Genomic DNA, 22472 nt, shown 5'->3' with positions numbered 1-22472 from the left:
ATGAATTCATTCAATCTTTTTTTGAAGACGCCGAAACGAGCGTCAAAACAAGAGGGCAACAGCATGATGAAGTCAGTTCGTGACGGTGCGCGTCTGCGCCGTTTCTTCTCTTCCACCGCCGCCGTCGCGGTCGCCGCACTCTCGACGGTGGCAGCGCCCGCGCCGGTCTTTGCTCAGGAAGAACTCAATGCGCTCGTCTGGTGCGACCACACCGATCCGGCGCTGCTTGAGCCGTTCGAGAAGGCCAACGACGTCAAGGTCAACGTCAAGGTCTACGAGGGCACCGGGGCAGGGCTTTCGATCCTCGATCAGTCGCAGCCGGGCGACTGGGACGTGCTCGTCATCGACGGCGTGGACGTGCATCGCGCCATCGATCTCGATCTCCTCGCCGAAATGCCGGCCGATGCGCTGCCGACCGCAGATATCTTCCCGGAAGTCCGCATGGAGGCCAACAACACCAAGGACGGCAAGACCTATGCCGTCACCGAGAAGTTCGGCTACAACACGATTTCCTACGACAAGACCAAGGTCGATCCGAAGGACATGCAGGACCTGTCGGTCATCTGGTCGGACAAGTACAAGGGCCGCATCGCGCTCTATGACTACTACCTGCCGATGATCGGCCTCGTCGGGCTTGGCCTCGGTAAAAAGACCTCCGAGCTAACCGATGCCGACATGCCGGCGATCAAGGAGAAGCTCGCGGCGATGCGTGCCGTGTCGAAGCAGGTGAGCGACGTCGTCTCCTCGCAGACGGCGCTGGCGACCGGCGAAGTCGATATCCTCGTCGGCGGTGGCGAATGGATCACCGCGGTTCTCTCGGCCGACAAGCCGAGCCTCGACTGGACTATCCCCGAGCAGGGTGCGGTGCGCTGGGCGCAATCGATCGGCGTCATGAAGGATTCGACCAAGCAGGATCTGGCGCTGAAGTTCGTGCAGTACATCGTAAGCCCCGAGGGTCAGGCCCGCCTTGCGACCTCGTCCTGCTATTGGGCGATGCCGGCCAATGCCAAGGCGGGCGAATTCCTCAACGATCAGCAGAAGACGGCGTTGCGGTTCAACGAGCAGGCCGAATACCTGAAGAAGACGCAACTCTATCCAATCCCGTCTTCCGAACTCGACCAGCAGTTCCAGGACGCCTGGACGGAGATGCTGCAGCAGTAACGACGAGAGCGGGCGCGATTAGCGTCGCGCCCTGCTGATCACCGCAGCGTGCCGTCTTGGCGGCGTGCGAGGGCAACCATGCCCGTACACCCTTGAGCTGGGATAGCCATGGCAGACGCCGGACCCCTGACAAAAGCCACAGCGCTCGAAGACGCGGACCGCCGCAAGGCCTGGGGCTTCGTTGCGCCGGCACTGCTCTGGACCATCGCCTTCTTCGTCGTGCCCTTCGCCTTCATGGCGGCGATGAGCCTCTGGAAGCGGGAAGGGCGGGATGTCATCCGTGTCTGGAATTTTGACAACTACACACGCTTCTTTTCCGAAAACGCGCTGTTCCAGGGGCTGATCAATTCGCTCGAAATCACCGTCATCGTCACGGTGATTTCGGTGCTGCTTGCCTATCCGCTTGCCTGGATCATCGCCGAGCGGGTGCCGAAGCGGCTGCAGCGCATGGCGCTGATCCTCGCGATCCTGCCGTTCTGGACCTCCTATGTGGTGCGTTCCTACTCCTGGCTGCTGGTCCTGTCGAAGAACGGCGTGATCAACCAGATGTTCATGACCATCGGCCTGATCTCCGAACCGCTGGAGCTTGCCAGCACCCGCACGGCGACCGTGATCGGCTTCGTGCACTTCTTCGTCATGCTTCTGACGCTGACGATCTATTCCAACCTGATCCAGTTGTCGCCCAACTATCGGCGCGCGGCGGCCGACCTCGGTGCCAACGCCTTCCAGACGTTCTGGCACGTGGTACTGCCCTTGACGCTGCCCGGCATCATGACCGGCGCCTTCCTCACCTTCGTGCTCTGCATCGGCGACTACGTGACGCCGCAGATCCTCGGCGGCAACAACGAGCTGGTGCTGCCGCAGATCATCATGCTGCAGCTCGGGCGCCGGGCGGATTTCCCAATGGCCGCCGCACTGTCGATCGTGCTGATGCTGGCCGTCACCGTCGCCTACCTTGCCTGTGCCCGCTGGCTGAAGATCGAGAGGGCCTGACGATGCTGCGCCAGATCTCTGCAACCGTGCTTTCCTGGACCTATCTCGTCCTCGTCTACGCCTTCATCTTTCTGCCGGTCGCCGTACTGGTGTTGTTTTCCTTCCAGGACGGCCGCCTGCCGGTGCCGCCGTTCAACGGGTTTTCGCTGCAATGGTACGAGGCGGTGTTCGCCGACCGCAAGCTGATGGCAGCGCTCGGCAACTCGATGGTCGTGGCGCTCGTCTCCTCGGTCATCTCCGTGCTGCTCGGCTTTCTCGCAGCCTATGCGCTCGCGCGCTACAAGCTGCCCGGCTCGGCGCTGCAAAGGGGACTGCTGATCGCGCCGATGACGGTCAGCTACCTGATCATCGCGCTTGGCCTTTTGTCGCTCATGAACGCGCTGCATATCCCGCTGTCGCTGATGACGGTCGGCATCGGCCATGTGGTGATCAACCTGCCGCTCTGCTTTGCCATCATCTATGCCTCGATGGGGGATCATCACATCAACATCGAGCGGGCGGCGCGCGATCTCGGCGCCAACGATTTCAAAGTGATGGCGCTGGTGACGGCGCCGATGCTGATGCCGTCGATCCTTGCTGCCTTCTTCCTTTCCGTCACCTTCAGCTGGGACGAGTTCATCATCGCCTTCCTGCTGTCGCGCTTCGACGTGACGCTGCCCGTCGAGATCTGGAGCATGCTGCGCTCCGGCCTCAACCCCAAGACCAATGCCATCGGCTCGCTAGTGTTCTTAGCCTCTGTCGCCGTGCTCCTCATCCTTGAGCTTTCCCTGTTCGGAAGGACGAAAAAACAATGACCGCTCCTGTCTCGATCGAAAACGTCAGCAAGATCTTCGGTGCCTTCACGGCCCTGGATAACGTTTCCCTCGATATCCGGGCTGGCGAGTTCATCGTGCTGCTCGGGCCGTCCGGCTGCGGCAAGACCACGCTTCTGTCGATCCTTGGCGGCTTTCAGTCGCCAAGCGCGGGACGCGTGACGATCGCGGGGCAGGACATGACCTATGTGGCGCCGGCCAAGCGTCCGACGACGACGATGTTCCAGGACTATGCGCTGTTTCCGCACATGCGCCTTGTCGACAATGTCGGCTTTGGCCTCAGGATGCGCGGCCTTGCCAAGGCCGCGCGCGACGAAAAGGCGCTCGGTTTCCTCGATCTCGTCGGTCTGAAGGCTTCCGCCGGCAAGCGGCCGCACGAGCTCTCGGGCGGCCAGCGCCAGCGCGTGGCGCTCGCCCGCGCGCTTGCCGTCGACCCGGATGTGCTGCTTCTCGACGAACCGCTCGGCGCGCTCGACCTGAAACTGCGCCGCCAGATGCAGGACGAGCTGAAGGCGATCCAAAAGCGCGTCGGCACGACCTTCGTGCACGTCACCCACGACCAGGAAGAGGCGATGGCGATCGCCGACCGGATCGTGGTGATGAACCAGGGCCGTATCGAGGATTTTGGCCCGCCATCGGAGATCTATATGCGCCCGCGCTCGCTGTTTTCGGCGGGCTTCATGGGTGAGGTCAATTTCGTTTCCGGCCGTGTGGCGGCGGCGGACGCCAGCTCCGCCCGTGTCGAAACCCCGCTCGGCAGCCTGGCGCTGCCGACCGGCAACTTTACCGCATCGTCGCCGAAGACCGGCGACCGGATTACGCTCACCATCCGGCCGGAACACTTCCGCGCTGACGACAAGGCAGAGGGTCCGACAGTGGCGCTTGGTGAGGCGCGGGTTGCCGGCAGCGCTTTCTTCGGCACGCATTACCGCTGCCACCTGCAGCCCTGTGCGGCGGACACGAGGGCGCTGGTCGCGCACCTGCCGCAATCGGCAAGCGTGCGCGAGGGCGAGATTGTGCCGCTTGCCGTGCGCGCCGCCGACGTCGTAGCCTTGCCCGCCACGGGTGGACATGCGTAGCACGATGCAGAGAATTGCACCTCAGGACTGGTACCGGGTGAGGCGGCTCGACGACGGCGTCACCGCTATCGATGAGCCCTATATCCAGGAATTCTACCGCTGCAACATCTGGCATGTGCGCGGCCGCGACCGCGATATGCTCGTCGATAGCGGCATGGGTGTCGTGTCGCTCCGGCAATGGGTGCCCCTCGTCACCGAACGCGCCTTGGACGCCGTTGCCAGCCACACCCACTTCGACCATATCGGCTGCCATCACGAGTTCGAGTGCCGCTGCGTGCATTCGGCCGAGGCGGAACTGCTGGCGCATCCGACGCGCAAGAACACGCTCGCAAACCCCTACGTCGCCGACGAGATCTTCGACGCGCTGCCGCCCGAGCCCTACGCCTCCACCACCTATGCGGTGAAGGCGGCGCCGGCGACGCGGCTGCTCGAAGACGGCGACCATATCGATCTCGGCGACCGCGTCTTCCAGGTGATCCACACGCCCGGCCATTCGCCCGGCGGGATTGCGCTCTTCGAGGCGAAGACCGGGATCCTGTTCTCCGGCGACATCCTCTACGATGGCCCGCTGATCGAGGACACTTATCATTCCAACGCCGACGACTATCTGGCGTCGATGGAACGGCTGCTGAAGATACCCGCGCGTATCGTTCACGGCGGACATTTTCCGAGCTTTTCGGGTGAGCGTTACCGAGCGCTAATCCTTGAATGGCTTGCTGAAAAACAAAAGACAAACTGACGGGAAGGAGGAGCGAATGCTCGACAAACGCAAGTTCTACATCAACGGCACCTGGGTGGATCCCATCGTCGCCAACGACCTCGAGGTCCTGAACCCGGCAACGGAAAAGCCGGTTGCGGTGATCTCCATGGGCACGGCCGCAGACATCGACCGGGCCGTTGCCGCGGCCAAGAAGGCCTTTGCGACCTATAGCCGGACGAGCGTCGAGGAGCGACTGGCGCTGCTTGAAAAGCTGCTTGCCGTCTACAAGCGCCGCTATGACGAGATGGTCGACACCATCACCATGGAACTCGGCGCGCCGAAGACTATGACCCGTGAGCAGCAGGCCGATGTCGGCGTCGGCCACCTGCAGGGCTTCATCGATGCGCTGAAGCGCCTGAAGACCCGCGACCGGCTGCCGAACGGCGACGTGATCCTGCGCGAGCCGATCGGCGTCTGCGGCCTGATCACGCCCTGGAACTGGCCGATCAACCAGATCGCGCTGAAGGTGGTGCCGGCGCTCGCGACTGGCTCGACCTGCGTGTTGAAGCCGAGCGAGTTCACGCCGCTCAATGCCATGCTTTACGCTGAAATGGTGCATGAGGCGGGCTTCCCGGCCGGCGTCTTCAACCTCGTCAACGGCGACGGCATCAACGCCGGTGCCGCGCTGTCGAAGCATCCCGACATCGACATGATGTCGTTCACCGGCTCGACCCGCGCCGGCATCGCCGTCAGCAAGGATGCCGCCGAAACGGTCAAGCGCGTGACGCTGGAGCTCGGTGGCAAGTCGCCGAACATCGTCTTTGCCGACGCCGATCTCGCAGACCGCGTCACCGGCAGCGTGCTCGAATGCTTCAACAATTCCGGCCAGTCCTGCGACGCGCCGACCCGCATGCTGGTGGAGCGTGGCGTCTATGACCAGGTGGTTGAGATCGCCAAGCGCGTCGGCCGCGAGGCGAAAGTCGGAGACCCGACGCAAGAGGGCGGCCATATCGGACCGCTCGTCAGCCACATCCAGTTCGGCCGGGTGCAGGCGCTGATCGAAGCAGGCATTGCCGAAGGCGCGCGGCTGCTCGTCGGCGGTGCCGGCAAGCCGGAGGGCTTCGAGACCGGCTACTTCGTCAAGCCGACGATCTTTGCCGACGTCAACAACGAGATGCGCATCGCCCGCGAGGAAGTCTTCGGTCCGGTGCTGGCGATCATCCCCTTCGACACCGAGGAGGAGGCGATCGCGATTGCCAACGACACCAACTACGGCCTTGCCGCCTATGTGCAGACGGGCAACCCGGAGCGGGCCGAGCGCGTCGCCGGACGCCTGCGCGCCGGCATGGTGCACATCAATGGCGGGCCGCACCGCTACGGCAGCCCGTTCGGCGGCTACAAGCAGTCCGGCAACGGTCGCGAAGGCGGTATGTTCGGCCTTGAGGACTTCCTCGAAGTGAAGACCGTTCACGTTCCCGACGCTGCCTGAATACAGCGCTACGTCCTTGAACGACGGCCGTCGCAATCTGCGGCGGCCGTTTTTTCTTTCAGGCTTCGGCGCTTGCAGGGCTGTCACCGGTCGTCCGCATCTGGTAGCTCGTCGGCTTACCGCCCCAGACGACCGCGCCCTTCCGGATGCCTCCCGTGACCCAAGCTTCCCATTCCCATAATCGCGTTGCCATGGCTGCCCTTCTCATTGGCGGCGCTGCGATCGGCGGCTCGCCGATCTTCGTGCGGCTGTCGGAAGTCGGGCCGATGGCGACCGCCTTCTGGCGCGTGGCGCTGGCCTTGATCCCGCTTCTCGCCTGGACCTGGTTTCGTCCCGAGGGCGCCGGGGGGCGGCGACCGGAAAAGCTCTCGGAATATGCGCTTCTGGTCCTGCCGGGCGTGTTTCTCGCGATCGATCTCGGTGCCTGGCACTATGCGTTGACCAAGACGTCGGTCGCCAACGCCACGCTGCTTGCCAATCTCGCGCCCGTCTTCGTGACGCTCACGAGCTGGCTTTTGTTTCGCTCGCGCGTCAGCGCCGTCTTCGCCCTCGGCCTCGCAACGGCAGTCGCGGGCGTGGTGATCCTCAAGGGCGGCCCGATGGCGCTGGGTGACGGCAATCTGCTCGGCGATGGCGTGGCCGTCGTCGCGGCGATGTTCTACGCCGGCTATATTCTGGCGATCGGGCAGCTGCGCAGCCTGTTCAGCACCGTGCGCATCATGATCTGGAGCACGGCTTCGGCTGCGATCTGCATGCTGCCGATGGCCGTCCTGTTCGAGCCGTCGCTGTTGCCGCCGACCGCCTTCGGCTGGGCGATGCTTTTCGGGCTCGCCTTCGTCAGCCATGCCGGCGGGCAGGTGGCGATCACCTACGCACTCGCCTATCTGCCGCCCGCATTTTCGTCGCTGACCCTGCTGTTGCAGCCGGTCGTGGCGGCGATCCTCGCCTGGCTCCTGCTTGCCGAGCCGGTCGGGCTGATGCAGGCGATCGGCGGGGCGATCGTGCTTGTCGGCATATTGATCGCGCGGCGCGGATAACGCCGCGCGACTACGTTCCGATCAGAGACCGGGTGGCGTGAAGTTCGCCAGCCGCTCTTCAAGCTTGCGGATCGTTTCGGCGTCGGCATTGGCGAAGGCAAAGCGCAGGTAGTTCTCCTGGCCCTCGCCGAAATAGTCGCCGGGCAGGCAGACGACGCCGGCGAGCTTGGCCAGCTTCTCGGCGATGAACTGCGAATCGATATCCGGGTAGGGGTGGCGGACATAGGCGAAATAGGCGCCGACGGCTTGCAGCTTCCACTTCGGCAGGCGGCTCATGACGTCGCGCAGCGCATCGGCTCGTGCCGCGATTTCGGCGCGGTTCGTCTGACGCCAGTCGGCAAGAGCCGGGATTGCCTTCGCGACCGCGGCCTGGGCTGAGCGCGGCGCGCAGATCTGCAGGTTGTCCATGATCTTCGTCACCTGCTCGATGACGGCAGGGCCGGCGGTGATCGCGCCCAGGCGATGGCCCGGGATGCAGAAAGACTTGGAAAAGCTGTAGAGGCCGATGAAGCTATCCTGCCAGCCTTCGGTGGCCAGCAGGCCATGGGGCGCTGCGGAGGCATCGGGCAGGAAGTCGCGATAGGTTTCGTCGAGGATCAGCCAGACGCCCTTGGAACGGCAGGCCTCGTAGATACGGGCGAGCAGCTCCGGCGGGTAGACGGCGCCGGTCGGATTGTTGGGCGAGACCAGCGCGAGCGCCCGGATGCCGGGGTGAAGTGCCGCGGCAATTGCATCGACCTCCGGCAGGAAGCCGGCGCCGGCATCGCAAGGTACGAGCTCGACATTGATGCCGAGCATCGACAGCGTCGTTTCCTGGTTGAAGTAATAGGGGTTGGTCATCAGGATCGTATCGCCCGCGCCGGCAATGGCCATTGCCGTGCAGATGAAGGCCTGGTTGCAGCCCGAGGTGATGTGGATGTTGTCGGCGGCGACCGCAGCACCATAGAGGCCGGCGACATGCGCCGCATAGGCCTCACGCAGCTCCGCTTCGCCCTCGATCGCGCCATAGCCGGTGTAAGCGGTTGAGGCTGCAGCCTCACCGAGCCAGGCCAGCATGTCCGGATGGGCGGGATAGCCGGGCACTGCCTGCGACAGGTCGATCAGCGGGCCACGGGAGCCATCGTAGGACTTCGCCCAGGCCAGCACCGAGGGCACGGGCGGCGGCGAGAGCTTTTCGACGAGCGGGTTGAAATGCGGCATGACGGGTGTTCCTGTGGGTTAGGCCTTGGCTTTGCGTTTCTGCGGACGATCGGTGCGGCGAGCACGGCTCGGCGCCGAAACCGGCTGAAAACCGTTCTTCTCCGATTTACGATCTGTCGGCTCGGATTTCGAGGTGCGGCTGCGAATAATCGTGCGCGCCGATGTCTGTAGTTCCGGCATCGGGTCGCTTTCGAGTGTTTCGAACATCCAGTCGATGAAGATGCGCACGATCGGTGCCGCCAGCACCTCGTTGCGGCAGGCGACGAAGAAGGCGTCGTTGGCGGGCACCGTCAGGTCGAAAGGGGCGATCAGTTCGCCGCGCGCGATCAGGCTGCCGGCGGTAATCGTATCGCCGAGCGCGACGCCCTGGTTGTGCAGTGCGGCCTCGGTCGAAAGCCGTGCGTCACTCATGAAATGCTGCTGGCCGCGCTGCAGGTCGCTGGCATCCGCTGCCGCAAGCCAGGTGTTCCATTCGCGGCCATCGTCGCCATGCAGCATGACGTGGTCGCGCAGGTCGCGAACCGAGCGCAGTGGCCGCATGTTGAGCAGCGTCGGGCTGACGACAGGGAAAAGTTCGAGACGGCTCCAGAGCTTGGCCCAGGCGCCGGACCAGTTGCCGTCGCCATAGATCAGGCAGACGTCGACGTCGGGCGAGTGGAGATACGCCTCGTCGTTAGAGGCGATTAGCGTCAGACGCACGTCCGGATATTGCTCGGTGAATAGATGCAGCCGCGGGATCAGCCAGAAGGAAAGCAGCGCCGGGACGCAGGTGATGCGCAGTTCGCCGCTCGTCGTCGGCCGCGTCATCGCTGCGGTCGCCGCCGCGATTTCGGCAAAGGCGTGGGTGACGGCCGGCAACAGCAATGCGCCCTGCGGCGTCAGCTTCAGCCGCTTGCCGCCGCGCTCGAACAGCGCCGCCTTGACCGAAAGTTCGAGCGCGCGGATCTGGTGGCTGATCGCACCGTGGGTGACGTTGAGTTCACGCGCCGCGGCCGAAACGGAGCCCCGCCGCGCCGTCGCTTCGAAGGCGCGCAAGGGGTTTAGGGGAGGCAGGCGGCTGGACAAATCGGGGCGTTCCGGCGGTTGCTGTGATGTGAATTTTTCTCACACGAAACGCTATAACAATGTCAATTGATTTTCTAGGGGAATTGCCGCCTAATATTCATCAACAAAGGCGAAAACGCCTGGGGAACATGAACGCGCCGGACGAGCCGGCACCTTCCGCAGACAGATATCTGTGGCGCCTTCGCGCGCATGCCTCAGGCTATGGAAGACGGAGGATTGAATCGATGGCCTGGAACGACAACAAGCTTGCCGAACTGAAGGCAAAGTATGGCGAAAGCCATGGCGGCGAGCTGTTCGACCCGACCTTCCGCAAGGTCGCCGACAAGATCTTCAACAAGAGCGGCACACGTCTCGCGCCCTATTCCGGCATCCCGACCTTCCTGACGGCGCCGCACATGCCTGTTGACGCGGAGAACCCGGATTTCGGCAATCTGCAGGTGGCGATCGTCGGCATTCCCATGGATCTTGGCGTCACCAACCGTCCGGGCTCGCGCTTTGGACCGCGGGCGCTGCGCTCGATCGAGCGTATCGGCCCTTATAACCACGTGCTCGGCTGCACGCCGGTTCAAGAACTCCGCGTCGCGGATATCGGCGACGTGCCGTTCCAGAGCCGCTACCGGCTGGAACTCAGCCATGAGGACATCGAGAAGCGCATCAACCAGATCGTCGATGCCGGCGTGCTGCCGCTGTCGGTCGGCGGCGACCACTCGATCACCCACCCGATCCTGAAAGCGGTCGGCAAGAGGCGCCCGGTCGGCATGATCCACATCGACGCGCATTGCGACACCGGCGGCGCCTACGACCTCACCAAGTTCCACCATGGCGGTCCCTTCCGCAACGCGGTGCTCGACGGCGTGCTCGACCCGACCCGCGTCGTGCAGATCGGCATCCGCGGTTCGGCCGAATATCTTTGGGAGTTCTCCTACGAGTCCGGCATGACCGTCATCCATGCGGAGGAAGTGACCGGTCTCGGCATTCCCGCGATCATCGAGAAAGCGAAGAAGATCGTCGGCGACGGCCCGACCTATCTGTCCTTCGACATCGACAGCCTCGATCCATCCTTCGCGCCGGGTACCGGCACGCCGGAAGTCGGCGGTCTGACGACCCGCGAAGTGCTGGAATTGATCCGTGGCCTCAAGGGCATCAACCTCGTCGGCGGCGACGTCGTCGAAGTGGCGCCGCAATATGACTCGACCACCAACACGGCCCATGCGGGCGCGCAGGTGCTCTTCGAAATCCTGAGCCTCATGGTCTTCAGCCCGGCGATCACGGGCAAGTCCGCCTGAGGCCTGACTAAGGGTTCGTCGGCTGCCGGACCGGAAACGGCGGCCGACCACCAGACTGCACAATCACAAAGCTTCCGGGTAGGGGAATTATCATGACGATCCATGCAAAACTGAAAACAGCCTTCGCCGCCGCCCTGATGCTCGGGGCCGCCGCAGGCATCGCCAAGGCCGACGCGCTCGCCGATATCAAGTCCGCCGGCCAGATCAATGTCGGCATCTTCTCCGACTTCCCGCCGTTCTCCTCGGCCAGCGCCGACATGAGCATCAAGGGCTATGACGTCGACGTCGCGCAGCAGATCGCCGACGACCTCGGCGTCAAGCTCAACCTCGTCAGCGTCACAGGGCAGAACCGCATTCCCTATCTCAACGACAAGCGCGTCGACATCCTGATGAGCGTCGGCTTCTCCAAGGAGCGCGCCGAGGTGATCGATTTTGCCGCGGCTTACGCGCCTTACTATATTGCCGTCATCGGCCCGGCGGAACTGAAGGTTGCCGGCAAGGAAGACCTTGCCGAGAAGACCATCGCCGTCAATCGCGGCACGCTCGAAGACACCTCGCTCACCGAGGCAGCCCCGGCCAATGCCGACATCCAGCGCTTCGACAACTACAATGCTGTGATCCAGGCCTTCATCTCCGGCCAGACGCAACTGATGGTCGTCGGCAACGACGTCGGCGCCCAGGTGCTGGCCCGCCAGGAAGCGTTGAAACCGGAGCAGAAGTTCCAGCTTCTGACCTCGCCGTCGCATATCGGTCTCAACAAGAGCGAGGAAGGCCTGAAGAAGGCGGTCAACGACTCCGTTGCCAAAATGCTCTCGGACGGCAAGTTGAACGCGAGCTCGGAGGCCTGGCTGAAGACGCCGCTCAACCCCGACAACCTCAAGGACTAACAAGCTCGGTGGCCGCGCGGGCAATCCCCTCGCGGCCCGCTTGAGGAAAGGTTGCGACGATGGGCTACGGCCTCAGCTTCGGTTGGCTCAAGGACGCCGCGGGCGCAATCGCCCATGGCGCGGCCATGACCGTGTTCCTGATCGCCTGCACCACGGTGCTCGGCATCCTGATCAGCATTCTCTTCGCCGCCGCCCGCCGCAGCCGCTATGGCGTCTTGCGCAAGGCGGTGGCCGTCTATGTCGAAGTCGTCAGGAACACGCCGTTCCTGGTGCAGCTGTTCTTCATCTATTTCGGCCTGCCGAGCCTCGGCATCCGGCTCGACCCGATCGTCGCGGCAATCGTCGCCATGACGCTGAATATGGCGGCCTATACGACCGAGATCGTCGGTGCGGGTCTCGATGCTGTGCCGAAGGGGCAGAGCGAGGCGGCGTTTGCGCTCGGGCTTAAGCCCCGCCAGGTCTTCGTCAAGATCATCCTGCCGCAGGCGCTGAAGGTGATTTTCCCGGCGCTCACCAGCCAGGTGATCATCATGATGCTGGAATCGGCGGTCGTCTCGCAGATCGCGGTGCGGGAGTTGGCGCATGAGGCGGACCTGCTGCAGGCGCGCACTTTCCGCTCATTCGAGACCTATTTCGTCGTCACGCTGATCTATCTCGGCCTGTCGATGGCGCTTCGGCGGCTGTTCGTCGCCGGCGGGCGCCGCGTGCTTGGAGCGGGCGTGTCATGATCGAGTTCACCTTCTGGGACATCCTGCGCAACCTGATCTTCGCTACGCGGTGGACGATCCTGCTGTCGATCGTCGCTTTTGCCGGCGGCGCAGCAGTGGGGCTTGCCGTCCTTGCAGCGCGCATTTCCGAGCGCCGTTGGGCGCGGCGCTTCGGCTCCGGCTACATCGCGCTCTTCCAGGGAACACCGCTCCTGATGCAGCTGTTCCTGATGTTCTTCGGCCTGCCGATGCTCGGTTTCCGCATCGAGCCGTGGACGGCGGCAGCCCTCGGATTGACCTTCTATGCCAGTGCCTATCTCGCCGAGATCTGGCGTGGCGGGGTCGAGGCACTGCCGCGCGGGCAGTGGGATGCCGGCGCGAGCCTCGGGCTGCACCGGTTGCAGGAACTGCGGCTCGTCATCCTGCCGCAGGCCTTCGCCATCACCCGGCCGGCCGCCGTCGGCTTCCTCGTGCAGCTCATCAAGAGCACGGCGCTGACCTCGATCATCGGCTTCGAAGAGCTTCTCAGAACCGCGAATGCGATCAATAATGCAACCTTCGAACCTTTCACGGTCTATGGGCTGGTCGCGGTGATCTTCTTCGTGCTGTGTTATCCGCTGACACAATATTCGCGCATGCTGGAGCGCAAAACAGCCGCGCACTGAGACTGAAAATGTGCAAGAAATCAAACAGAACAGGGAACAAGGCGGATCACCGCCGAAACAAAGGAGAACGCGAATGATCACCACTTCCATCAAGCGCCGCACGCTGCTCGGCGCCGGCCTTGCCGGTGCCTCCATGCTGGCGATGCCGTCGATCCTGCGCGCGCAGGACAAGTCGCTGAAGGTCGGCGTCTATGGCGGCTACTTCAAGGATTCGTTCGACAAGAACATCTTCCCGGAATTCACCAAAGCGACCGGCATTGCCGTCGAGTCGATCGCGGAACCGACCGGTGAAGCCTGGCTCGTCCAGCTCGAACAGGCCGCCCGCGCCGGCCAGGCCCCAGCCGACGTTTCGATGATGTCGCAGGTCGCGATGCTGAAGGGCCAGTCGACCGATCTCTGGACGCCGCTCGATACCGCCAAGATCAAGAATGCCTCGAACCTGCTTGATCGCTTCGTCAACAAGTATCCGGACGGACGCATTGCCGGCATCGGCGCTGTTTCCTGGTACATCACGCTGGTGACCAACACCGACGTCTACAAGGAAGCGCCGACCTCCTGGACCGCCTTCTGGGATCCGGCGAACGCCGACAAGCTCGGCCTGCTCGCGCTCGTCTCCAACTCGTTCCTGCTCGAAGTGACGGCCAAGACGTTCTTCGGCGGCACCAATGCGCTCGACACCGAAGAAGGCCTTCTCAAGGCGTTCGACAAGCTTGCCGAAGTGAAGCCCAACGTTCGCCTGTGGTACCGCGACGAGGCGCAGTTCGAGCAGTCGCTGAAGTCGGGCGAAATCCCGATGGGCCAGTACTATCACGACGTCACCGGCCTTGCTGCTGCCGACGGTCACCCGGTCCGCTCCACCTTCCCGAAGGAAGGCGGCATTCAGGATTCCGGTTGCTGGGCGCTGTCGCGTGCCTCGCAGAAGTCCGAAGAAGCCCATATCTTCATCGACTACATGTGCCAACCCTCGATCCAGGCGACGCTGTCGCGCAAGGTCGGAACGTCTCCGACCGTCAAGCGCGAGGTTACGGATCTGACCGACAAGGAATTCGCAGCCGTCTCGTCGGATATCGAGCCGATCATTCCGCGCTACGATCTCTACCAGACCAAGTCGGATTGGCTGAACCAGAAGTGGACCGAGCTGATCGTCGGCTGATCCGGCCTGCTCCCCGGCCTCCGGGGAGAGCCACAAGCATAACGACGGGGAGGGGCCTTGCAGCCGCTCCCCGCCTGAAACCCTCCCATGAGGCGGAGGGGACCATCCTCGCGGAGAAACAATGTCCGGACTTGCCCTTCAAAACGTCGTCAAGGAATTCGGAGCCTTCAGGGCCGTCAACAATGTCGATCTGACGGTGCCGCACGGCACCTTCGTCTGCATGCTCGGACCATCTGGCTGCGGCAAGACCACGCTGCTGCGCATGATCGCCGGGCTTGATCTGCCGACCGGCGGCGCGATCCGGCTCGACGGCGAGGACATCACCCGGGTTCCGACGCACAAGCGCAACCTAGGCATGGTGTTCCAGTCGCTGGCGCTGTTTCCGCACCTGACCGTCGGCGAAAACATCGCCTATCCCCTGCGCATCCGCGGTGCGGCAAAAGAAGACCAGAAGAAGCGCGTCGACGAGCTTCTGTCGATGATCCATCTCTCGGGCTATGCCGACCGGCCGGTCGCCAAGCTGTCCGGCGGCCAGCGCCAGCGCGTGGCGATTGCCCGCGCCCTGTCGATCTCGCCGAAACTGTTCCTGCTCGACGAACCGCTTTCGGCACTCGACGCGAAGCTGCGCGAGGCGATGCAGGTAGAACTGCGCCAGTTGCAGCAGAAGCTGGGCATCACCACCATCGTCGTTACCCACGACCAGCGCGAAGCGATGACCATGGCCGACACCGTCGTCGTCATGAGCGGCGGCGAGATCCGCCAGGCTGCGTCGCCGATCGAAATCTATCGCCGCCCGGCCGACAGCTTCGTCGCCGACTTCATCGGCCAGACCAACCTGCTCGACGTTCAGGCCGACAGTGCCGGCCGCGCGGAAGTGCTCGGTCATGTCGTCCCCGGCCTCGCCCTGCCTGCGGGCGCCAACAAGGGTACGCTGTCGGTTCGCCCGGAAGACGTGCACCTGACGGCGCCCGGCGCCGGGGCGCTCACCGGCAAGGTCACCTTCGTGCGCGATCTCGGCGGCACGATCGAAACCTTCGTCGATATCGCGGGACACCAGATTGTCGCCGTCTCGACGCCGCGCGCCCGGCCCGACGTTTCCGTCGGCCAGGAGGTCGGCATCGCGCTCACACCCGATGTCTGCGTGGTGCTGAAGAAATGAGACGCGAACCGCCCCAAACCTTTGGTGACTACCTGCCGCTCCTCTTTCCGGCGGCCATGCTGACAATCTTCTTCGTCGTGCCCTTCGGCACGATGATCGCCGTCAGCTTCTTCCAGCGCCAGCAGGGCGGCTTCTATACGCCGGCCTTCGTCTTCGACAATTACGCCCGCTTCCTCTCGGTCTTTTTCGGCGGTGTGCTCGGCTTTTCGCTGATGCTCGCCGTCATCGTGGCGATCTGCTGCGTCGTGCTCGCCTTGCCCTTCACGTACATGCTGACGCGCATGGCGCGGAAGGTACAGGTCGTGTGGCTGGTGGCGCTCCTGTCGATCCTGTCGCTCTCGGAAGTCATCATCGGCTTTGCCTGGTCGACGCTGTTTTCGCGCACCGCAGGGATCACCAACATCCTCGTTGCGCTCGGCATCATGGAGCAGGCCAAGGCCTTGACGCCGAGCTTCGGCGCGGTCTTGACCGGCATGGTCTATCAGGCCTTCCCCTATACGGTGCTGGTGCTTTTCCCGGCGCTCGTGCGCCTCGATCCGACGCTGACGGAAGCCGCCCGCACACTCGGCGCATCACCGCTCAAGGCCTTCTTCACCGTGGTCGTGCCGGCGTTGCGCAACACGATCACCGCCACCTTGATCATGGTCTTCATCTTCGCGCTCGGCTCCTATCTGTTGCCGCAGCTTCTCGGCCGGCCGCAGCACTGGACGCTGTCGGTGCTGATCACCGACCAGGCGATCTACCAGTCGAACATGCCGTTTGCCGCCGCCATGGCCGTGTTCCTCGTGCTGGTCACGCTCGGGCTCGTGGCGCTCACCGTGATTGCCGGACGCAAGGGAGAAGCGGCATGACCTCGATCTTCCGCAAGGCCTACTTCTTCCTGATCGGCCTGTTCCTGTCGCTGCCGCTGATCGTCGTTGCCGGCGTCTCGGTCAACCAGAAGCAGACGCTCGCCTTTCCGCCGCAGGGCTTTTCGCTCTCCTGGTATGGCGAGATCTTCCTCAATCCGGAATGGCGCAACGCCCTTTTTGCCTCGGTGACGCTGGCCGTGCTTTCGGCGGCGCTTGCGGTGGCGATCGCGCTGCCGCTCTCCTGGTTCCTGTGGCGGCGGATCGCGCCGTGGGCGAACATTTTCCAGCTTCTCGGTGTCGCGCCGTTCACGCTGCCGCCTGTCATCACCGCGCTCGGCATGCTCACCTTCTGGGCGACGGTCGGTTTCTACGGCCAGCCGTGGACGGCCGTCGTCAGCCACGCAATCTTCTTCGTGACGCTGCCGCTGGTGACGTTGTCGCTCGGTTTCACCTCGATCGACCGCTCGCTGGTCGAGGCCGCCTCGACCATGGGGGCGGATGAGCGCACGATCTTCCGCACCGTCGTGCTGCCGCTGATTCTGCCCTATATCGTGTCGGGCTACGCCTTCGCCTTCGTGCTGTCGCTCAACGAATACATCGTTGCCTACATGACGGTCGGCTTCACGGTGGAAACGCTGCCGATCAAGATCTTCAATGCGCTGCGCTACGGCTATACGCCGACCATGGCGTCGGTGACGGTACTCTTCGTCACGACCGCCGCGGTGATCTTCAGCCTCGTCGCCCGTTTCGGCGACCTGCCGAAGCTGCTTGGCGCCATGTCGTCGGATGGAAAATGATGAAACTCGCCGCCCTCCAGATGCAATCGGCGGCGGGTGACGTTGCCGCCAATCTTGACCGCATTGCCCGTGCCGCGGCGGAAGCTGCAGGACAAGGGGCGACGCTGCTTTTGACGCCCGAACTCGGCGTCACCGGCTATGGCGCCGGCGAGGCGTTGACAGCGCTCGCCGAGGCGCCGGATGGCGCGATCGTTCAGCGCCTCAAGGCGATTTCCGCTGAGACGGGCATTGCGCTCATCGCCGGCTTTGCCGAGCGCGACGGCGACGACGTCTATAACAGCGCCGTCTATGTCGATGGCGATGCCGCGCCGGTCGTCTACCGCAAGTCCCATCTCTACGGCGACTATGAGCGTTCGATCTTCCGCGCGCCGGAGCCGTCGACGCGGCTCTTCACACATCGTGGCGTCACCTGCGGCATGCTGATCTGCTACGACGTCGAGTTTCCGGAGAATGTGCGGCGGCTGGCGCTCGCCGGCGCCGAGGCCGTGCTGGTGCCGACGGCGCTGCCGGCGGGCTGGTCCGGCGATTTCATCGCCGAGCACATGATCCAGACGCGCGCCTTCGAGAACCAGGTGTTCGTCGCCTACATCAACCATTGTGGTTCGGACCCGCTGTTCTCCTTCGCCGGGCTGTCGCGCATTGCAGCACCCGACGGGCAGTTGCTCGCCAAGGCGGGGTCTGGGCAGGAAGCCGTGCTCCTCGTCGACATCGACCCCAAGGCCTACGCAATCTCCCGCCTTGAAAACACCTATCTCGGCGATCTCAATCGCCGCTGAGCGCGCCTCGATCGCCGTTGCGCCTCAGCGATGGCAGCGCGGACGGGCCGTTTGTTGTTCACCTGAGGAGAACGTTCTGTTCTCTATTGGTCTACTGTCGGAAACGATGCGGCATCCCATATTGGGCTCAACAGCAATGCCAACGCATTGGAGGCAATCATGAGCTTGCAACTGACTGGGATCCATCACCTGACGGCGATCACCGCCAACGCACCGGAAAACCTGCGCTTCTACACCGAGACGCTCGGGCTGCGGCTGGTCAAGAAAACCGTCAACCAGGACGACACCACCGCCTATCACCTCTTCTATGCCGACGGGCGCGCCACGCCCGGCACGGACTTGACCTTCTTCGACTGGCCGGTCGGGCCGGAAGGGCGCGGCACGCACAGCATTTCGCGCACGGGTCTGAGGGTCGGCAGCGCCGAAACCGTTCGCTGGTGGAAGGACCGCTTCGACGAACTCAAGGTCACGAGTGGAGAGGTCACGGAGATCGATGGCCGCACCGCGCTTGATTTCGAGGATGGCGAAGGCCAACGTTTCCGGCTGGTCGACGACGGCGGGCTTGCGCCCTCACACCCCTGGGAAAAGAGCCCGGTGCCGGCCGAGCGCCAGATCAAGGGCCTCGGACCGATCACCATCAGCGTGCCTGACATCACCAACACCGAACTCGTCCTGACGCATGTGATGAACATGAGCAAGGCCCGCACCTATCCGTCGCCGGACGGCGAGGGGGAAGTCAACGTCTTCACCATGGGCGAGGGCGGTCCTGCGGCCGAACTGCACGTGGCCGTCCAACCGGGATTGCCGATCGCGCGTCAGGGCGCCGGTGCCGTGCACCACGTCGCCTTCCGGGCGCCTGATAATGCGGCGCTGACGGAGTGGACGGAACGGCTTAACGGCTTCCGTCTGCCGTCGAGCGGCGAGGTCGAGCGCTATTATTTCCGCTCGCTCTATTTCCGCGAGCCGAACGGCGTCCTCTTCGAGATCGCGACCGATGGTCCCGGTTTTGCCGTCGACGAGCCGATGGAAACGCTCGGTGAGAGCCTGTCTCTGCCGCCGTTCCTGGAGCCGAAGCGCGCGCAGATCGAGGCCCGGCTGAAGCCGCTCGTCTAACGGTCTGATCCCAACGAAAAGCCGGGGCTCGTCCCCGGCTTTTTTGTCTCTATCCCTCTGATCCCGTTGGACATCGGTTCCGCGCGGACCCATCATGACAGCTGTTGCGTTGCCTATGTCGATGGCATCCCGCCTCGCGCTTCGAGGCGCGCCCGCAAGGACTTGGAAAAGGACCAGACCTCATGACAAAAATCCTCGGCATTTCCGGGAGCCTGCGCAAGGCGTCGTTCAACACCGGCCTGATGCGGGCGGCCGCGGAAAACCCGCCTGGTGGCGTCGAATTCGACACCGCGACGCTGCACGGAATTCCGCTCTATGACGGCGATGTCGAAAAGGAGAGCGGCATTCCGGACGCCGTGACGGCGCTGAAGCAAAAGGTGATGGCTGCCGACGGCGTCATCCTGTTCACGCCGGAATACAACAACTCCATCCCCGGCGTGTTCAAGAACGCGATCGACTGGATGAGCCGGCCTTCCGCCGATATCGCCAAGGTGTTTCGCGGTCGGCCCTTTGCGCTTGCCGGCAGCTCGCCCGGCAATTTCGGCACCATTCTCAGCCAGAACGCCTGGCTGCCCGTCATGCGCACGCTCGGCGCCGAGCTCTGGTCCGGCAAGCGCCTGATGCTGCCCAAGGCGGATACGCTTTTCGATGAGGCGGGGACGCTGACGGACACGGACGCCCGCGACCGGCTCGCCGCCTTCGTCAAGGCATTTGCGGATTTTGCCGGCGCTGAGGGAGCGCGGTAGTCTGCCGACACAGTGAGGCGCTAAGGCTGCCCCGGACATCGCGGACAGGACTGGGTATGGATGCTCGGGCAAAGCCCAAGCATGAGGGTGAGGGAGCGAGCGCTGTTGGATTTCTCGAAAGCATTCGCCGAAACGACCTCAGAAACGCTTAGAGGCCCTTATCCTGCAGCCATTGCTGGATAGCCGCGATATCTGGCGCGCCGATCTCGTGGCCCATGTCGAGGTCGACCGCGGTCAGATCCGCGCGCGTGCGGACGAGCTCTTCCCTGAGGCGTGGAGCGAAGTCGCCGTAGCTGTCGTGCTTGCCGGTCAGGAGCAGCACCTTCGTACCCGAGAGATCCGGCGGCGGCACGTCGTCGAGGACGAGCATTGAGCGCATCAGTACGACATTGCGCACGAGCCCCGGATACAACAGCATCAGGGCCACCAGAAGATTGGCGCCGTTGGAGTAGCCGATGAAAACCGTCTTCTCCAGATCGATGCGGTAGCCGTCGCGGGCACCCTCGACGAAGGCAGCAAAGGCCTCGGCTTCCGACCGCACGTCCTTCTGGTCGAAGGTCGTCGGCGAATAGCGCCGGAACCAGCGCGGCGTTCCCTCCTCGTTCGACCGGCCGCGAATGCCGACAAGCGTCGCCTGCCTGTCGACCTGATGGGCGAGGTGGAGAAGCTGCGTTTCGTTGGCGCCGCTGCCGTGCAAGAGCATGAAGGTGCGGTCATCCAGCACGCCAGGGTGATAGAAGCGGTGCACGAAGGGCAGGTCGCGCTCGGTCAGCCGCGGTTCTCCCGGCAGGGCGAACTGCGGCATGGCCAGCAGCATTTCTTCGCGCGCGGCGCTGAAATGCGCCGGCACGAAGAGTTCGGTGCCGAGTGTTTCCTTCGGTTCGTCGACGGTGAAGCCGGGCACGTCGCTGGCCAGTTCGTAGAGCGACCCACCGGGTTCGCGGACGTAGAGCGAATAGAAGTATTTGCGGTCATGCGCATTGATCGCGCCCGCGCCATCCCGTTGCAGGTCCTCGTGCACCCGTTCCACGGCGGCTCGGTCGGGCGCGCGGAAGGCGATGTGATCGATCGTTCCGGTTCCGGGGGCAGACGTCCAGAAGCCGCTTGCATTGCGCACGTCGATGGTGTCGCCGGAGGCGGAGGTGAGCCGCCGGATCGCGTCGGTTGCGCCGGTTTCCGTATAACCGAAATGGGACGTCAGGAAGCGAACGGAATCCTCCGGCTTTTCCGTGAGGATCGTGGCGCCACGCAGGCGGCGGATGGCGTCTTCCGCCGGGATATCGCGCGGGCTCCAGGGGGCCGCACCCGAAACCAACTCGGTGCCGACGAGCTTGACGATGACACCGTCCGGATCCTTGAGCCGCAGCACCGGCTCACCGAACTCCTGCGCTGGCCCTGACGTGGCGATGTTGAACTGCAGCGCGCGGGTCAGCCAGAAGCCGATACTCTCCGGCCGGATGGCAAACGCGATTTCGCTCGGCTGGCCATGGCCCACGCGGCCGCGGCCGCCGTCTTCCCACATCAGGAAGGTCACGAGCGAACCCGGCGAACCCTCGGCGTCGCCGTAAAAAAGGTGCAGCTGGTTGGCGTCCTCATAGCCGCCCGTCCGCTTGACCAGGCGCAAGCCAAGAAAGCCGACATAGAAGTCGACGTTTGCCTGGACCTTCCGGGCAATCAGGGTGATGTGATGGATGCCGCTCGTCATTCTTAGTCCCTCATTATCGTCGTCCCACAAAACACGATGTGTCCCGCCAGCACCAGAAGGGTCGCCGAGAACGCAGTGTCAACGTAGGAGGATCAATCGCCATCCCTGTCGAGGAACGCCTTGAAGGCATCCGCATATTTCGGATGCCAGCGCGACAACGGCGGCCGGTTCGCGACGATGTCGCCGGCGGCCCAGAGGATACGCCGTTCGTCGGTCGCGCGTGGCACGTCGTTATCAGGGCAGAGGATGTAGAAATCCCCGCGCGCCAGGCTCTCCATCATGAAGCCGACCGTCTGTTCCGACGTCCAGGCGCCGGCGGGCTTTTCCGTGCGGCCGCCAGCCGTCAGCCCGGTGTAGACGAAACCGGGGATCAGCAGGTGCGCGTGGACCTGGCTTCCGGCGGTGTTGCGCAGCTCGTGCTCCAGCGCCTCGGTAAAGACCTTCACGGCCGCCTTGGAGACGTTGTAGGCCGGGTCGCCGGGCGGCGTGGTGATGCCCTGTTTCGAGCCAGTGTTAATGATGACGGCCGGTTTGCCGTGGGCGATCATCCGGGATGCAAAGACGCGCGAACCGTTGATGACGCCCCAGAGATTGACCCCGAGCGTCGCCTCCCAGGCGGCCAAGGGGCCGAGGATCGCGCTGCCGGGCTGAATGCCGGCATTGTTCATGAGCACATGCACGTCGCCGAGCCGCTGATGAACCTCCCGCTCAAGCGCTTCCAGCGTGTCGAGCCGCGAGACGTCTGTCGCGATGGCCGTGACGTGCCGCGCCCCGCCGGGCGAGGCGGCTGCGACTTCGGCGGCCGCCTTCTCCAGCTTGTCGCCCGCGAGGTCGGTGAGCACGACGTACATGCCGAGCGTCGCGAAGTGTCTGGCAGCCGCAAGGCCGATGCCGGAAGCAGCACCGGTAACGACGGCGACATTGCCGGGGGCGAAGGCAGGGTGGGACATGGTGAAGCTCCTGTGGCGGGGTCGAGTGCAAGAGATAGGGCGCCAAGGGCTGGCTGTCCATGATCATGGCAACGATGGCGCTTCGGAAAACCAAGTGTTTTCAGGGTTGTATCTTGTCACCTGCGATGCCGGCGCTACTTG

General features: G+C 63.9%; 23 protein-coding genes. 18 read left to right on the top strand and 5 right to left on the bottom strand.

Annotation, left to right across the window (positions count from 1 at the left end; genetic code table 11):
- The first annotated feature begins 66 nt into the window (after window positions 1-66).
- The 6 genes from IB263_RS12725 (at window position 67) to IB263_RS12700 (ending at window position 6234) form a co-directional block, all read left to right on the top strand.
- Window positions 67-1161, top strand: coding sequence for a PotD/PotF family extracellular solute-binding protein (locus tag IB263_RS12725; RefSeq protein WP_371814090.1), 1095 nt, complete (start codon window positions 67-69; stop codon window positions 1159-1161).
- 108 nt (window positions 1162-1269) lie between these two features.
- Window positions 1270-2154: an ABC transporter permease gene (locus IB263_RS12720; RefSeq protein ID WP_192438563.1), complete on the top strand. Its 885-nt coding sequence runs from the start codon at window positions 1270-1272 to the stop codon at window positions 2152-2154.
- Window positions 2155-2156: 2 nt separating this feature from the next.
- Window positions 2157-2948 carry an ABC transporter permease gene (locus IB263_RS12715; RefSeq protein WP_192438562.1) on the top strand — a complete coding sequence of 264 codons (792 nt, stop codon included), beginning with the start codon at window positions 2157-2159 and terminating at the stop codon, window positions 2946-2948.
- Entirely contained in the window at window positions 2945-4045 is a 1101-nt protein-coding gene (locus IB263_RS12710; RefSeq protein WP_089045839.1) for an ABC transporter ATP-binding protein, read from the top strand. Before IB263_RS12715 ends, IB263_RS12710 begins: the two co-directional genes overlap by 4 nt.
- Before the next feature lie 4 nt (window positions 4046-4049).
- Window positions 4050-4784 carry an MBL fold metallo-hydrolase gene (locus IB263_RS12705; RefSeq protein ID WP_192438561.1) on the top strand — a complete coding sequence of 245 codons (735 nt, stop codon included), beginning with the start codon at window positions 4050-4052 and terminating at the stop codon, window positions 4782-4784.
- 16 nt (window positions 4785-4800) lie between these two features.
- Window positions 4801-6234, top strand: coding sequence for an aldehyde dehydrogenase family protein (locus IB263_RS12700; protein ID WP_192438560.1), 1434 nt, complete (start codon window positions 4801-4803; stop codon window positions 6232-6234).
- Between the two features lie 58 nt (window positions 6235-6292).
- Here the strand turns inward: IB263_RS12700 and IB263_RS34470 are convergent, their stop codons facing one another.
- Window positions 6293-6427: a hypothetical protein gene (locus tag IB263_RS34470; protein ID WP_256385289.1), complete on the bottom strand. Its 135-nt coding sequence runs from the start codon at window positions 6425-6427 to the stop codon at window positions 6293-6295.
- Here IB263_RS34470 and IB263_RS12695 point away from each other — a divergent pair.
- On the top strand, window positions 6381-7271 hold the full coding sequence (locus IB263_RS12695; RefSeq protein ID WP_371273173.1) for a DMT family transporter: 891 nt from the start codon (window positions 6381-6383) through the stop codon (window positions 7269-7271). The two genes, IB263_RS34470 and IB263_RS12695, sit on opposite strands and share 47 nt — an antisense overlap.
- 21 nt (window positions 7272-7292) lie before the next feature.
- On the opposite strand, the gene IB263_RS12690 is transcribed toward IB263_RS12695, so the two are convergent.
- Both IB263_RS12690 and IB263_RS12685 read right to left on the bottom strand, forming a co-directional pair.
- Window positions 7293-8471: an aminotransferase gene (locus IB263_RS12690; protein WP_060520341.1), complete on the bottom strand. Its 1179-nt coding sequence runs from the start codon at window positions 8469-8471 to the stop codon at window positions 7293-7295.
- A gap of 18 nt (window positions 8472-8489) precedes the next feature.
- On the bottom strand, window positions 8490-9536 hold the full coding sequence (locus IB263_RS12685; RefSeq protein ID WP_034798872.1) for a LysR substrate-binding domain-containing protein: 1047 nt from the start codon (window positions 9534-9536) through the stop codon (window positions 8490-8492).
- Between the two features lie 224 nt (window positions 9537-9760).
- Between IB263_RS12685 and speB the strand changes: the two genes are divergently transcribed.
- From speB to IB263_RS12630, 11 genes are all read left to right on the top strand, one after another.
- Window positions 9761-10822: an agmatinase gene (gene speB / locus IB263_RS12680; protein ID WP_192438559.1), complete on the top strand. Its 1062-nt coding sequence runs from the start codon at window positions 9761-9763 to the stop codon at window positions 10820-10822.
- A gap of 92 nt (window positions 10823-10914) precedes the next feature.
- Window positions 10915-11709: a transporter substrate-binding domain-containing protein gene (locus IB263_RS12675; RefSeq protein ID WP_034798868.1), complete on the top strand. Its 795-nt coding sequence runs from the start codon at window positions 10915-10917 to the stop codon at window positions 11707-11709.
- Between the two features lie 59 nt (window positions 11710-11768).
- Window positions 11769-12437, top strand: coding sequence for an amino acid ABC transporter permease (locus tag IB263_RS12670; RefSeq protein ID WP_034798866.1), 669 nt, complete (start codon window positions 11769-11771; stop codon window positions 12435-12437).
- Window positions 12434-13081, top strand: a complete 648-nt coding sequence (locus tag IB263_RS12665; RefSeq protein WP_034798864.1) for an amino acid ABC transporter permease — start codon at window positions 12434-12436, stop codon at window positions 13079-13081. The genes IB263_RS12670 and IB263_RS12665 overlap by 4 nt, the downstream gene beginning before the upstream one ends.
- A 73-nt stretch (window positions 13082-13154) precedes the next feature.
- Window positions 13155-14234, top strand: a complete 1080-nt coding sequence (locus IB263_RS12660) for a PotD/PotF family extracellular solute-binding protein (protein ID WP_034798862.1) — start codon at window positions 13155-13157, stop codon at window positions 14232-14234.
- A gap of 121 nt (window positions 14235-14355) precedes the next feature.
- Window positions 14356-15393 carry an ABC transporter ATP-binding protein gene (locus IB263_RS12655; RefSeq protein WP_060520343.1) on the top strand — a complete coding sequence of 346 codons (1038 nt, stop codon included), beginning with the start codon at window positions 14356-14358 and terminating at the stop codon, window positions 15391-15393.
- Window positions 15390-16244: an ABC transporter permease gene (locus IB263_RS12650; protein ID WP_060605215.1), complete on the top strand. Its 855-nt coding sequence runs from the start codon at window positions 15390-15392 to the stop codon at window positions 16242-16244. The genes IB263_RS12655 and IB263_RS12650 overlap by 4 nt, the downstream gene beginning before the upstream one ends.
- Window positions 16241-17041, top strand: coding sequence for an ABC transporter permease (locus IB263_RS12645; RefSeq protein ID WP_034798857.1), 801 nt, complete (start codon window positions 16241-16243; stop codon window positions 17039-17041). The genes IB263_RS12650 and IB263_RS12645 overlap by 4 nt, the downstream gene beginning before the upstream one ends.
- Window positions 17038-17817 carry a carbon-nitrogen hydrolase family protein gene (locus IB263_RS12640; RefSeq protein ID WP_034798855.1) on the top strand — a complete coding sequence of 260 codons (780 nt, stop codon included), beginning with the start codon at window positions 17038-17040 and terminating at the stop codon, window positions 17815-17817. Before IB263_RS12645 ends, IB263_RS12640 begins: the two co-directional genes overlap by 4 nt.
- A 159-nt stretch (window positions 17818-17976) precedes the next feature.
- Window positions 17977-18930: a ring-cleaving dioxygenase gene (locus IB263_RS12635; protein WP_060583000.1), complete on the top strand. Its 954-nt coding sequence runs from the start codon at window positions 17977-17979 to the stop codon at window positions 18928-18930.
- Window positions 18931-19112: 182 nt separating this feature from the next.
- Complete coding sequence (locus IB263_RS12630) at window positions 19113-19676, top strand: NADPH-dependent FMN reductase (protein ID WP_060520347.1); 564 nt, start codon at window positions 19113-19115, stop codon at window positions 19674-19676.
- Between the two features lie 148 nt (window positions 19677-19824).
- Here IB263_RS12630 and IB263_RS12625 read toward each other — a convergent pair whose 3' ends face one another.
- On the bottom strand, window positions 19825-21381 hold the full coding sequence (locus IB263_RS12625; RefSeq protein ID WP_060583001.1) for a VOC family protein: 1557 nt from the start codon (window positions 21379-21381) through the stop codon (window positions 19825-19827).
- A 92-nt stretch (window positions 21382-21473) separates the two neighbouring features.
- Window positions 21474-22331, bottom strand: a complete 858-nt coding sequence (locus IB263_RS12620) for an SDR family NAD(P)-dependent oxidoreductase (protein ID WP_112771945.1) — start codon at window positions 22329-22331, stop codon at window positions 21474-21476.
- Window positions 22332-22472 lie beyond the last annotated feature (141 nt).

Source organism: Ensifer sp. ENS03 (assembly GCF_014852035.1).
Lineage (GTDB): Bacteria > Pseudomonadota > Alphaproteobacteria > Rhizobiales > Rhizobiaceae > Ensifer > Ensifer adhaerens.
The sequence above is the reverse complement of the archived record's forward strand: the minus strand, read 5'-3'. Positions and strand labels throughout refer to the sequence as shown.